Genomic DNA, 12,837 nt, shown 5'->3' on the forward strand with positions numbered 1-12,837 from the left:
TGCTATCAATCCATTTTACCAGACGCAGAAATAAACGGAAACGATGGAGACAGACAGAAGAATTCACATTCAAAAAAATGACGTCCAGAAGAAAATCTCTTCAGGACGTCATTGATTTTATCTACCGGACATTCTTAAAAACAAGAATAAAATAATGATACAATGAAAATTTAGGGATTTTACTACTTTATTCTCTTGCAAAAAATTAACTTTGCATACTATAGGAATACAATGTTCAAAAAAGGAGGTGAAGAAACAGACAGTAAAATGAATGAGACGCAAAAAAAGGACAGCATGCTCGACAAGGCTGCATTTCATTAATCCGAGTAAGAATCTACCGCGTTGGAATACGCGGCATATTAACAAACCGAGAAAGCGTTCCATTCCATAACTTGAAATGAACATATAAAATATTGAGCTTTTAGCTCTTGTTCTTCTTTTGTCGAATACCGCCAAACATTCACTGCATAAGAACAAGCAGACTGGGAGTTCACGCCAATAAGGCGTGAGCTATTCTGTTGCTTGTATGCAGAAGGTCACTTGGCGGTAACCCAACAAAAGGCAATCTAAAGAATGGTTGCACGCCTTTTTCATAACCCAAACATCAATATGAAAAATATATTACTTGTATTATTAACCACCTTCTGTATAGGACAGAAGACCTTTGCTTATGACTGTGCCGTTGGCGGAATTGCCTATAACCTAAATTACAATACAGCCTCCGTAACTTATTTTAGTATGGAGTACAACCACGGTTACTATTTCCGAGAAGTCAAAATCCCAAGCCACATAACATACGACGGAACGACCTACACCGTTAACACGATTGCAGAAAATGCGTTCATCAACTGTACCAAATTGACATCCATCACAATCCCGAGCACCGTCACTTATATCCATGGCGAAGCATTCGCCGGTTGCAGTTCACTATCCGAACTGACCATCGAAGACGGTAAACAACCATTATTCCTGGATGCCAAAACCACCGGATTTAAATATTACAGAGAGGGGGTGTTTGCCGATTGCAGAATAAATAAATTATACCTTGGCAGAGACTTGCAGTACAACGAAAGCGAAGAATGGCCTTCAACACAATACTACCCTCCGTTTTACAATGATGTCCCCAAAGACAACAAAAACACACTATACGACGTCACCATAGGAAAGGATGTCACGACAATCCCGTCCCAACTGTTCTACTCTTTTGAGAGACTATCTTCCATCACCCTGCCAGATTCCCTTCAAACGATAGGACGCACCGCTTTTGCGAACACAGGCATCTCGGACATTGAAATCCCACAAGCCGTCAAGCGTATAGGCCCCTACGCTTTCAGCGGCTGCAAGAAGTTATGTACCGTCGTATTGCCGGACTCTGTTTTTTCGATAGAAGAAGGTACTTTTTATAACTGCGAACAGTTGATTACCATCAATCTGCCGCCCTGCTTAAAGACGCTTGCTCCTTCTGCTTTTTCGGGTTGCAAACGGTTGAATACGGAAATCCCTGTCGGAATGGACAGTATAGGTCCGGGGGCACTGAATAATTGCTCTTCACTAACCAAACTGTGGATACCCAACGTGGGAAATGCCGACTTCGGACTTGCAGGATGTACAAGTTTAGACAGTATCAATATCAGAAGTGCAAAAACAATACCTAACGGCCTATTCTCAAACCTGCCTGCCCTCAAATACTTGGAAATACCATTTACCCAAAACAACCTGGGCATGTTCTTTGGCAGTTCATGCGACAACACAAAAGGTGAATACCTCCCCATCACCCAATACTCCGAAAACGGAAAGAGCCACACCTACTATATCCCTAAGGCATTGGAAGAAATCGTGATTGCAGACGGAAGCGAGACATTGGCATACGGAGCATTCTATAATTGCTCCATGCTTAGAAAAGCTACATTGCCAAGCACCCTGAACGGCATTAAAGAAAAAGCATTCTACGGCTGCGAAGGGCTGACGGACATATACGTAAAACGCGCCCTGCCTCCCGTTGCCTACTCCGGGACATTCGAGGGGGTAAATTTGTTCGCCTGCACCTTACATGTACCATACGGAAGCAAACAATACTACGAGAAAGCCACTGGATGGAAAGACTTTTACTTCATAGAAGAAGAGGCGCCAATAAAGATAGACGTGACGAAAAACATAATGAACGCTGGAGAAATACTCGGGCTCACGGAATACCAATATGGCGACAATGTAGAACTTGAAGCCATAGCCCATAGTGGATATACGTTTTCCGCCTGGACTGAAAACGGAAACATACTGACTACCGACAGGCTATGTTCATTTGTTGCAGAAAGCAACCGAAAGCTGATAGCCGTATTTGTCCCTACTCTCGACTCCAACCTGATACAAGCTTCCCCGGAAAACACAAAAGTCAGCTTTACGTGGGAAAAAGAAGCGGACGCAGCGTCGTATAAACTTACCGTATACGAGGACGCAGCAATGACAATCGTAGTCGGAAGCCAAAGTTTTGACGCCAATGGAAATATCTTATCACGAAGTACCTCCGATTCAATCTCTACCGTATTTAAAAATTTGACAGAACAACATGATTATTACTACAGTCTCAAAACTTACTCGAAAAACGGAGAAGTACTATCCCATTATATAGGATTGTTTTCCACGTCATCTGAAACAAGCATCCAAAAGATGGAAACAAACGGACACAATCCGGACATTACCGGTTATTACGACCTCAATGGACGGAAACTGGATGCCCCCGGAAAAGGCATTCACATCATCCGCTATTCCGACGGGACGACACAAAAACGGATCGTGGACTGACGTTTCCCGTCCCTCTCATCCCCATGCGGCCACCCTTTGCGTATGCAAAACGGTGGCCGTAAAACTTATACAAACGACACTTTGAAAGCGCACCCTTCCGGTTAACCTTCAAAAAGGAAGCAAACCATACGGATTTCAGCCATTCATTGGGATTCAAAGCCCGTAATTTAGAGTAAAATTTCGCATAAACATGCAAGAAATTCCTCTTTTCTCTGCATAAATCCTGCATATATGCAAATCAATCTCAGCCGAACGGAAATTCATTCGGCTGAAAGCGATTTTCCGTTCGGCGCACAATGAAAGCAAGTCCTACGCCAACCATGCCACAAGTCGTTGGAAACGGGAATAAAAACAAGCCGTAAACCGTCTTTCCACCTCTAATTGAAACGGAAACACCTCCAAAAACAGAAAACAGAATGACAACGAAACAGGCTCACCGCTTTCCCGACCGTAAAACCGTACGCACAAACCTCCGGCACGGCCGACAAAAGAACGGGACAAGACCTTCTTTCGTTACAAAACGATAAAAAACCGCCGCACGAGAATCCGTTATTTCCATCCCTCCCCTCTTCCGGACCGAAATAACGGATTCTCGGACAACCGGATTTAACATTTTGACACTTTGCCCATGCCGTGCCACTGCATAAAAAGTGGTATATTTGTACCGTCATGCCACCGGACTGTACAGGGGTCGCCATCGGCATACACAAGAAACAAACCGTCAAACCGCATCATCATGAAACAATCCATCGTAACAGGCATGGGAGAAGCCTTGTGGGACATGTTGCCCGAAGGCAAGAAAATAGGAGGCGCACCGGCCAATTTCGCCTACCACATCTCGCAATTCGGAATAGACAGCCGGGTAGTGAGTGCCGTGGGAAGGGACACGGCGGGGAGCGAGCTATTGGAGAACTTACGGGACAAATCGCTGAAAGGACTTATTGAGAAAACGGACTTCCCCACAGGAAGCGTAGAGGTGGAAGTGGACGAAAAGGGCATCCCCTGCTACAACATCCGGGAAGACGTGGCATGGGACCATATCCCCTTCACGCCGCAAACGGCAGAACTGGCCCGCCAGACGCAAGCCGTATGTTTCGGTTCGTTGGCCCAACGGCATCCCGCCTCACGCTCCACCATCCACCGGTTCCTTGACACCATGCCGGACGGGGACGGGCAATACAAGATATTCGACATCAACCTCCGGCAAGGTTTCTACACACAGGAAATCATCTCCACCAGTCTGCAAAAGTGCAACATCCTTAAAATCAACGACGAAGAACTCGACATCGTGACACGTCTGTTCGACTTGCCCGGTACGAATCAGGAAGCAAGATGCAGGACGCTGCTGAAGCGATATGCGCTGAAGGCTTTGATTCTCACCTGCGGCGCACGAGGCAGCTTCGTATTCACCCCGGAAGAGACATCCTATCGAGACACCCCGAAAGTGGAAGTGGCCGACACCGTAGGTGCAGGCGACTCCTTCACAGCCGCTTTCACGGTCGCCATCCTTTCCGGAAAAAACATCCATGAAGCACACCGCCTCGCAGTGGACGTTTCAGCTTACGTATGTACGCAAAAAGGAGCCATGCCCCTGCTCCCCGAGAGATTCACGAAACAGATATAAGATGACGGGACAAAAAGAAGAGTGTGCCGCAAGAAACACATCCCTTGCGGCACACTCTCTTTCACAATCCCATATCTCACTCGACTTCCCACTCGAAAACACCGGCCGAATTGTCCTCCGGCAACACGACTTCCAACTTCATGGCCGTAGTCTGCACCGGCGTGAATTCCACCGTGTTGGGCACGCCTTTTTTCGTCCCGTACGTGACGGTTGCCGACACCGGTGTCCAACCGCCCTGTCCGTCCTTGTAATACAGTTTCCAACTTTGGGGCACTCGGCAACCACCCCACGGCTCGTCATCGAACCAATATACGGTGGAGGAAGACACTTCCGTCGGTTTCGGGAACTCGTAAGTAATCCACTCCGTCGAGTTCTTTTTCGGCCACCAATGATAGTAGGCCATGGAACGGTCGTTCTCGTCCGCCGGAACCAAACGGTCGTTAATGGCAGACAAGGCCGTAGTCTTGTGCGAAGCGTCCACACGGCTCTCCGAGGCCAAGGTTGCCGGCATGGACGGGCTTGTCGCGCTCACCTCCTGCGGCAGCCATACCATCATGTTACCGGTTCCCCTGTGCGCCCAGGCATAATAAGGAATAAGCGTCAGTTCGACATCCGAAGCCGTCAGACGGCCTTCGGCATCATAGCCCAACACCTGCGCACCCGTCTTGATTTCCGTCAGGCCGCAAAGCATATCCGGTTTCTCTACCGTCTCGAACTGCGGGCGGCGGTTCACCAACACACTCATGATGTCGAAATCATTGTCGGGCCACTCGGCACAGTACACCAACGGGCCGCGCTCCACAGCCACACGCCCGCGGTCGGCCTCCACTTTGGCGTGTGCTTTCACCACGCGAGGTTCCATGTCGAAATGCACTTCCACCTTGTCGCCCTTCTTCCATCGGCGTTCTATCGTGAAATAACCGTCCTGCAATCCGCTTTCCACCGGTTGGCCGTTCACTTTCACACTGTATCCCAAACGCTTGCCGTCGCTGTAACGGTACAAATCGCTCGGTACGACTTGTCCGCGCACCCAACCGGGGATACGGATTTTCAGGGCAAACACACCGGCCTTGTTCTTCTTCACACTCACGGCCACGTCGCCATCCCAAGGATAACGGGTTTGCTGCTCCAGAACGACCCCTTTCTTGTCCACCTCAAGGTTGGCTTCGTTGGACATGAACAGGTTGACATATACGTCCTTATCCTTCACGGCATATACATAACCGGGCAAGGAAGGGATGAAACGGCAAATGTTGGACGGACAACAGGCACAACCGAACCAAGGCTGGCGCTGATGCTGTCCCCGGCTCTCCAAGGGATTGGGATAGAAGAAACCGCCGCCGTCCAGCGAAACGCCCGAAATCAGCCCATTATATAAGGTACGTTCCAATACATCATAGTATTTGGATTCCCCGTGCAGGAGGAACAAACGGTAGTTGACATAGACGTTGCCGATGGCCGCGCACGTCTCGCAATAAGCCGACATGTTGGGCAGTTCATAATTCGCACCGAAAGCCTCGCCGTTGGCCGTAGCCCCGATACCGCCGGTGATGTAATACTTCTTGCCCACGATATTGTCCCAAATCCGGTCGATGGCATGGATGTAAGCCGTATCGCCCGTGAGGGCTGCCACATCGGCCATCCCGGCATACATGTAAGTGGCCCGCACGGCATGCCCTACGGCTTCGTCCTGCTCCACCACGGGCTTGTGCGCCTGGCTGTAAGCGTCGCGCCGAGAAGTATGGCCGCGTTGGTCAAGGAAGAACTTCGCCTCGTCCAGGTACTTGCGGTCGCCCGTCACGATATAGAGTTTGGCCAAGGCCATTTCGGCTATCTGATGGCCGGGCACACGTACCAGTTGCCCCTCCTCCGGACCGATTTCACGGCACACGCAGTCGGCATAACGGATGGCTATGTCAAGGAAATTACGTTTGCCCGTGGCCTGGTAATGAGCGATGGCACCTTCCACCATGTGGCCGAGGTTATAAAACTCGTGGCTCAAGTCCTCTACTTTTTCCCAACGCTTGCTGCCCGCCCATTCGTGCGGATGCTTGGGATTCATCGTGCGGCTCGTGTACAGATAGCCGTCCGGCTCCTGCGCTGCCGCCACAATGGCCAACACGCTGTCGATATACGACACCAGTTTCTTGTCCGGATAAGTCTGCAGCAAATAGCTTGCGCCTTCTATCGTTTTATATACATCCGTATCATCAAAAGAATACCCTCCGACCTTGTAACCTTCGCTCGGATGGGCAGCTTTGACAAAGTTTTCATACCGGCCGGACTCTTCACATTTACTGAAGGCCAAAGGGATGGTAACCTCACGGCTCGCCTTCAAGCGTTGCCCCCAAAAGGAATCCGTCACCTTGACGGACGTGAAAGGTACGGGAGAAAAAGGATAACCGTGGCGCACGTCTTGCGCCTGCATGTTCCATGCCACGGAGAACACACAAACGGCAGTCAGCAATCTTTTCTTCATGGTGAGTTAAGATAATTTTATTGGTTTCGTGGGCAAAGTTAGCAAAACTAATTATCTTTGCAGCATGAAACCATAAAATTATTAACCCATGAGAAACAATATCTTCTTTTTGAAACGAACCGCATGGACTTTCTGCACCGTTGCTTTTTCCATTGCCATCCACGGGCAAAACACGGCACAAATCACGGAAGTGCCGTTTACCCAAGTACAAATCCAGGACGCGTTCTGGTCTCCGCGCATCGAGACGAACCGCACGGTGTCCATTCCCTCGGCTTTCCGGGAATGCGAGAAGAACGGACGTTTCGACAACTTCGCCATCGCAGGCGGACTGAAAGAGGGCGAGCACCGGGGCGACTTTTCGTTCGACGACACCGACCCGTATAAAATCATCGAAGGGGCTTCTTATTCGTTGGCCGTGAAGTACGATGCACGTTTGGATGCCTATCTGGACAGCGTCATCGCACTGATTGCCGCCGCGCAGGAATCCGACGGTTACCTGACCACTTGCGTGACCAACCGTTGTACCCGTCTTTCGGGTTGGTGGGGAACACACCGTTGGGAGAAAATCAACAGCCACGAACTTTACAATTCAGGACATCTTTACGAAGCTGCCGTGGCACACTATCGCGCCACGGGCAAACGTTCCCTATTGAACGTGGCTATCAAAAACGCAGATTTGGTATGCCGTGTATTCGGCCCTGATGAAGGACAGAAACATGTGCCTTCGGGACATCCTATCGTGGAAATGGCACTGGCCAAACTCTACAAAGTCACCGGAAAAGAAGAATATCTCCGCACGGCCCGGTATTTCGTGGAAGAAACGGGACGGTGCACCGACGGGCACGCTCCCAACGCATACAGCCAGGACCACAAGCCCATCCTCGAACAGGATGAAATCGTAGGCCATGCCGTACGGGCCGGTTACCTGTATTCCGGTGTAGCCGACGTGGCCGCACAGACCGGAGACACGGCTTATTTCCATGCCCTTACGCGCATTTGGGAAAACATGGCCGGGCGCAAGCTCTATATCACGGGCGGCATCGGCTCCCGTGCCCAAGGCGAAGGCTTCGGCCCGGATTATGAACTGAACAACCATACGGCCTATTGCGAGACTTGCGCCTCCATCGCCAACGTGTACTGGAACCACCGCATGTTCCTTGCTACGGGCGACTCCCGGTACGAGGATATACTGGAACGTGCCCTCTACAATGGGGTCATTTCGGGCGTGTCGCTCAGTGGTGACCGCTTCTTCTACGACAATCCGTTGGAAAGCATGGGGCAGCACGGACGGCAGGCCTGGTTCGGTTGTGCCTGCTGTCCGGGCAACGTCACCCGTTTCATGGCTTCCGTTCCTAATTACATGTATGCCACCCAAGGCAAGGACGTCTTCGTCAACCTATATATACAAAGTACGGCCAGTCTCTCTACCTCCCAAAATAAAATAGAAATCCGACAGACGACGGATTATCCATGGGACGGAAACATCCGTCTGGCCGTACATCCCGAAAAGAAGCAGACCTTTGCCCTGCGATGCCGCATCCCGGGATGGGCACAAGGCCGTCCGGTCCCGACCGACCTGTATCACTACACCGGAAAAGGGAAGGGCTACACCATACAAGTCAACGGAAAGGACGTGGATTTCCATGTGGAAAACGGTTATGCCGTCATCTTGCGGAAATGGAAGAAAGGCGACACGGTGCAACTGGATTTCCCGATGGACGTACGCCGGGTGGAAGCCCGTGTCGAAGTGGAAGACGACCGGGGAAAAGCCGCCATCGAACGGGGCCCCATCGTCTACTGCATAGAAGACAAAGACCAACCGGACAGTTTGATTTTCAACAAAGTCATCCCTGCCGGGACGGCAATCTCCGCCACTTACGCCCCGGACATGCTTAACGGCATCGTCACATTGGAAGGCACGGCCCAAGCCGTCGGACGTGACGGAAAGACGACGGACGTACCGTTCAAAGCCATTCCTTATTCCGTATGGAACAACCGTGGCGCGGCACAAATGGCCGTATGGATTCCCACATCGCCGGAATATGCCCGTCCCGAACCTTTGCCGACCATCGCCAGCCGGGCACGCACGCTGACGATTCAAGCACCTATCCAGAAAGATGCTCCGGAATCCGCAGCCACGGAGAGTTGGGCTTGGGGCGTAAACGACCAATGGGAACCGAAACGTTCGTCGGACACGTCCAAACCTTACCATTACTGGTGGCTCAAACGGGGTACGGAAGAAACGTTGGCCTACGACTTCGACCAAGCTTACACTGTATCGGGCGTAGAGGTATATTGGTTGGACTTCGACCACTACGACGGAAACTTCCGTGTGCCGGCCTCGTGGAAACTCTATTATAAAGACGGCGACAGTTGGAAAGAAGTGGAAGCCATTACGCCGTACACCACAGCCAAAGACACCTACAACCGTCTCGACTTCAAGCCGGTAAAGACCACCGGACTGAAAATCTCCGCGCAACTCCAAAAGGGGGAATCGGGCGGTGTGTTAGAATGGAAAGTTATTCCGGCCACTGAATAGCCCACAAATAGCCCTACCATGACTCTAACTTACATCTACCACAGCGGCTTCATGCTCGAAGGCCTATCGGCCATCCTGATTTTTGATTTCTGGCGGGATGCCGACAACGGTATCGTGGAACGGACACTGTCCACAACGCATAAACGTGTCTACTTTCTGGCCAGCCATTTCCATCAGGACCATTTCAATCCGGAAATCCTGAACCTGCCCGTACCCCACGGGGAAAAGAAAGTCATCCTCTCCCGCGACATCTACCGTCGGCGGCGTGCCGGAACGGAAGGCGTAACGGCATACCTGAGACGGAGAGAAAGCTACCGCGACGACCTCATCACGGTACATGCTTTCGGTTCCACCGATTCCGGTGTATCTTGGTCTGTTCATGTGGAAGACAAAGACATATTCCATGCAGGCGACCTGAACAACTGGCATTGGGCAGACGAATCCACGCCACAGGAAATCAAAAAACGGGAAGGTGACTTTCTGGCTATCCTGAACGACATCCGAAAGGAATGTACGGCTTTCGACCTGGTAATGTTTCCCGTAGACCCGCGTTTAGGCAGCGACTTTGCACGTGGCGCACGTCAATGGCTGCAACACATCCCCACCCGTTATTTTGCACCGATGCATTTCCCTCCGGCCCACGAAACGGCCATGGCATTCGGTCCGGAGGCGGAACAAATGCAAACCAGTTTCCTCTACATTCAAGAGGAAGGAGAGGCCATCGCCCGGTTCTGACCGGGTTTGCACATCCGGAAGAAAAGGCTTACCTTTGAAAATAAAAAGCAAAATTACAGCAAACTTACAGCCTATGAAATTTATCTCATGGAACGTCAACGGCCTGAGAGCCTGTTGCGAAAAAGGATTTAAAGAGTCTTTCGCCGCCTTGGATGCGGACTTCTTTTGCCTGCAAGAAACAAAGATGCAGGAAGGGCAGCTCGACTTGGAGTTTGAAGGCTACCGCTCCTACTGGAACTATGCGGAAAAAAAAGGATATTCAGGCACGGCTATCTTCAGCCGCCATGCCCCACTCAATGTCACATACGGCCTCGGCTTGGAGGAACACGACAGGGAAGGACGCGTCATCACGCTTGAAATGCCTGACTTTTTCTTAGTCACGGTCTACACGCCCAACTCGCAGGACGGGCTGAAACGTCTGGATTACCGTATGCAGTGGGAAGAAGCATTCCGCGCCTATCTCTTGCAACTGGATACCCGGAAACCAGTCATCGTCTGCGGCGACTTGAACGTGGCGCACCGCGAAATCGACCTGAAAAATCCAAAATCGAACCGTAAGAACGCTGGCTTTACAGACGAAGAACGGGAAAAATTCGGCATCTTGTTGGACAGCGGTTTTACAGACACGTTCCGTTTCTTCTATCCCGACCGCGAAGGCATCTACTCGTGGTGGTCTTACCGTTTCAAGGCCCGGGAAAAGAATGCAGGGTGGCGTATCGACTATTTCTTAGTGTCCAAACGACTGGAAGCGCAACTCAAAAGCGCAACCATACACACCGAGATTTTCGGTTCCGACCATTGCCCGGTGGAGGTAGACTTGTTCTGACCCGTCAGCCACTTTATATCGAAAAAGAGCCGTTCCCGTATGCCTTTGCACACTCCGGAAACGGCTCTCTTCGTATCTGGCAGGTATTACCCCAATACCCTGCGTGCCCCTACATACCGCCGGTCATAATAGCCATCGGAAGAAGAATTGATACAAATACCTTTGCGCCCTGCATGGATGAATTCAAACTCACCGGTTTCTTCATCCACATCCGTCACGATACCCACGTGCCCGATAGTCTTCTTGGAACGCGTACCGGTGAAAAACACCAAATCCCCTTGCTGCAAGTCGCGGCGGTCGTCTATCTTGACTCCTTCTCTAAACTGGGAACGCGAAGAACGCGTCAAACAGATATTCAAAGACTTAAAGACATAAGTAGTGAAACCAGAACAATCAAATCCGCGCTTAGGATTCATTTGCCCGTAACGGTAAGGCACTCCGATAAACTCTTTGGCTTTCTCTACGACATCTTGGCCGGTGACTGAATCCTCCCTTATTTCTTCCGATAATAACGTCTGGGCAGAAACAGGGGACACACCAAACAAAGCACACAAGACAAGCAGAGACCAAAGAAACCGCATCATTATTTTAATGTTAATTTTAAGGGTTCAACATGAAATTCGATGCCAAAAATACACCTTTCCATGCAGAACCCCAATAAATTACACATCTTTTAAGAGCCTTTAAGGCTATGGACATCAGTGAATCGTAACCATGGTAGCCCCGAACCCATACTCGCGGAACGAAGCATCCTGATAGGTACAACCTTTGTAAGCACGTTTCAATTCTTTCAAGAGTTCGCTGCGCAACACGCCTTCCCCCTTACCATGGATGAACACTATTTTCTGTCCTTTGTTTTTCAGATTCTCGTCCATCACACGGCGGAACTCTTTTATCTGGCAGTCCAACATCTCCTTGTTGGAAAGCCCGGCGGTATTGTCCAACAATTCATTGATATGCAAGTCTATTTCTATGATGCCGTTCTTCGGTTGCTCCGCCTTGCGGGCCGGCTGACGCACCGGACGCTCGTCGGTTGCCTTTTTCAGCAAAGCATCCTTTAGCTGTTCTGCATTGACAAAAACCGTACGGGCAGGCACGTCATCCTTCACCACGTCATACACCAAGGCATTATCTTCAAAAAAATCCGAGGGTTGGAACGTATGCAACTTATAGAACTTCACGGTATCTATCCGCAATTCCACCTGTACGGCCGGTTTGAGCAGAAAAGTCTTCTCCTGTTTATAGGCCAGGCATTGCACACAGACGCGCTCCATGTCGTTCAACACCGAACGGTCGAATTCCTCCATGAAGAGCTTGGTGTTCGGTTCCACTGTCCCTTGAAAACGTACACGCCATCCCGTACCCTCCACACTCATGTAAAGGAAAGTGACGTAATAGTTACTGTCGTTTACCAAATAAGCCTCGAAAGACGTAGTGGTCATTTCTTTGGGATTCATCGGCACGTAAGCCAGAAAAACGTTCAACTTGTCACCGTTCCGGCGTTCCTGTGGTTTCGGTACGAATGTCACAGGACGGTCGTCCTCATCTTCATCACGAAACTGTCCGGCCGTTCGTTCTCCGACAAGTTTCTTCTTGTCGTGCGTACCGGTGTTCACCTTGGCTATGTTATAATCGTCAGTCTCTACCACGACACACTCACGTACGGGCATCGGAATGTCGAAACCGTCTTCATCCCGCACCAACACCGTATCTTTGTCTTGGAAGCCGCTCACGATGCCGCCCCCCACTTCGCTCAAAAACCTTACTTTATCTCCGATTTTCATATCTTCCATGTTTTATTCGTCAAACAAATATACGGCAAAGCGCAAAGAGTA

General features: G+C 50.4%; 8 protein-coding genes. 5 read left to right on the forward strand and 3 right to left on the reverse strand.

The window, feature by feature from the left end:
• The first annotated feature begins 609 nt into the window (after positions 1 to 609).
• Positions 610 to 2,799: a leucine-rich repeat domain-containing protein gene (locus tag HMPREF9442_RS07025; RefSeq protein ID WP_172634396.1), complete on the forward strand. Its 2,190-nt coding sequence runs from the start codon at positions 610 to 612 to the stop codon at positions 2,797 to 2,799.
• Positions 2,800 to 3,535: 736 nt separating this feature from the next.
• A complete protein-coding gene (locus tag HMPREF9442_RS07035; RefSeq protein WP_008626849.1) occupies positions 3,536 to 4,423 on the forward strand; it encodes a carbohydrate kinase family protein in 888 nt (295 codons plus the stop codon).
• 76 nt (positions 4,424 to 4,499) lie between these two features.
• Here the strand turns inward: HMPREF9442_RS07035 and HMPREF9442_RS07040 are convergent, their stop codons facing one another.
• On the reverse strand, positions 4,500 to 6,902 hold the full coding sequence (locus HMPREF9442_RS07040; protein ID WP_008626850.1) for a glycoside hydrolase family 127 protein: 2,403 nt from the start codon (positions 6,900 to 6,902) through the stop codon (positions 4,500 to 4,502).
• Between the two features lie 88 nt (positions 6,903 to 6,990).
• Between HMPREF9442_RS07040 and HMPREF9442_RS07045 the strand changes: the two genes are divergently transcribed.
• The 3 genes from HMPREF9442_RS07045 (at position 6,991) to HMPREF9442_RS07055 (ending at position 11,002) form a co-directional block, all read left to right on the forward strand.
• Positions 6,991 to 9,441 carry a glycoside hydrolase family 127 protein gene (locus HMPREF9442_RS07045; RefSeq protein WP_008626851.1) on the forward strand — a complete coding sequence of 817 codons (2,451 nt, stop codon included), beginning with the start codon at positions 6,991 to 6,993 and terminating at the stop codon, positions 9,439 to 9,441.
• Positions 9,442 to 9,459: 18 nt separating this feature from the next.
• Positions 9,460 to 10,176 (forward strand): MBL fold metallo-hydrolase, encoded by a 717-nt coding sequence (locus HMPREF9442_RS07050; RefSeq protein WP_008626852.1) that lies wholly within the window; start codon positions 9,460 to 9,462, stop codon positions 10,174 to 10,176.
• 73 nt (positions 10,177 to 10,249) lie between these two features.
• Entirely contained in the window at positions 10,250 to 11,002 is a 753-nt protein-coding gene (locus tag HMPREF9442_RS07055) for an exodeoxyribonuclease III (RefSeq protein WP_008626853.1), read from the forward strand.
• An 86-nt stretch (positions 11,003 to 11,088) separates the two neighbouring features.
• Here HMPREF9442_RS07055 and HMPREF9442_RS07060 read toward each other — a convergent pair whose 3' ends face one another.
• Both HMPREF9442_RS07060 and HMPREF9442_RS07065 read right to left on the reverse strand, forming a co-directional pair.
• On the reverse strand, positions 11,089 to 11,586 hold the full coding sequence (locus HMPREF9442_RS07060; protein ID WP_008626854.1) for a C40 family peptidase: 498 nt from the start codon (positions 11,584 to 11,586) through the stop codon (positions 11,089 to 11,091).
• Between the two features lie 114 nt (positions 11,587 to 11,700).
• Positions 11,701 to 12,786 (reverse strand): DUF2027 domain-containing protein, encoded by a 1,086-nt coding sequence (locus HMPREF9442_RS07065; RefSeq protein ID WP_040602788.1) that lies wholly within the window; start codon positions 12,784 to 12,786, stop codon positions 11,701 to 11,703.
• Positions 12,787 to 12,837 lie beyond the last annotated feature (51 nt).

Origin of the sequence: Paraprevotella xylaniphila YIT 11841 (genome assembly GCF_000205165.1) — a bacterium.
Classification (GTDB): domain Bacteria; phylum Bacteroidota; class Bacteroidia; order Bacteroidales; family Bacteroidaceae; genus Paraprevotella; species Paraprevotella xylaniphila.

Excerpts from the sequence above, each read along its gene's own strand:
- HMPREF9442_RS07025 (WP_172634396.1), top strand. The coding sequence starts at position 610 with ATGAAAAATATATTACTTGTATTATTAACCACCTTCTGTATAGGACAG.
- HMPREF9442_RS07035 (WP_008626849.1), top strand. The coding sequence starts at position 3,536 with ATGAAACAATCCATCGTAACAGGCATGGGAGAAGCCTTGTGGGACATG.
- HMPREF9442_RS07060 (WP_008626854.1), bottom strand. The coding sequence starts at position 11,586 with ATGATGCGGTTTCTTTGGTCTCTGCTTGTCTTGTGTGCTTTGTTTGGT.
- HMPREF9442_RS07050 (WP_008626852.1), top strand. The coding sequence starts at position 9,460 with ATGACTCTAACTTACATCTACCACAGCGGCTTCATGCTCGAAGGCCTA.
- HMPREF9442_RS07065 (WP_040602788.1), bottom strand. The coding sequence starts at position 12,786 with ATGAAAATCGGAGATAAAGTAAGGTTTTTGAGCGAAGTGGGGGGCGGC.
- HMPREF9442_RS07055 (WP_008626853.1), top strand. The coding sequence starts at position 10,250 with ATGAAATTTATCTCATGGAACGTCAACGGCCTGAGAGCCTGTTGCGAA.
- HMPREF9442_RS07045 (WP_008626851.1), top strand. The coding sequence starts at position 6,991 with ATGAGAAACAATATCTTCTTTTTGAAACGAACCGCATGGACTTTCTGC.
- HMPREF9442_RS07040 (WP_008626850.1), bottom strand. The coding sequence starts at position 6,902 with ATGAAGAAAAGATTGCTGACTGCCGTTTGTGTGTTCTCCGTGGCATGG.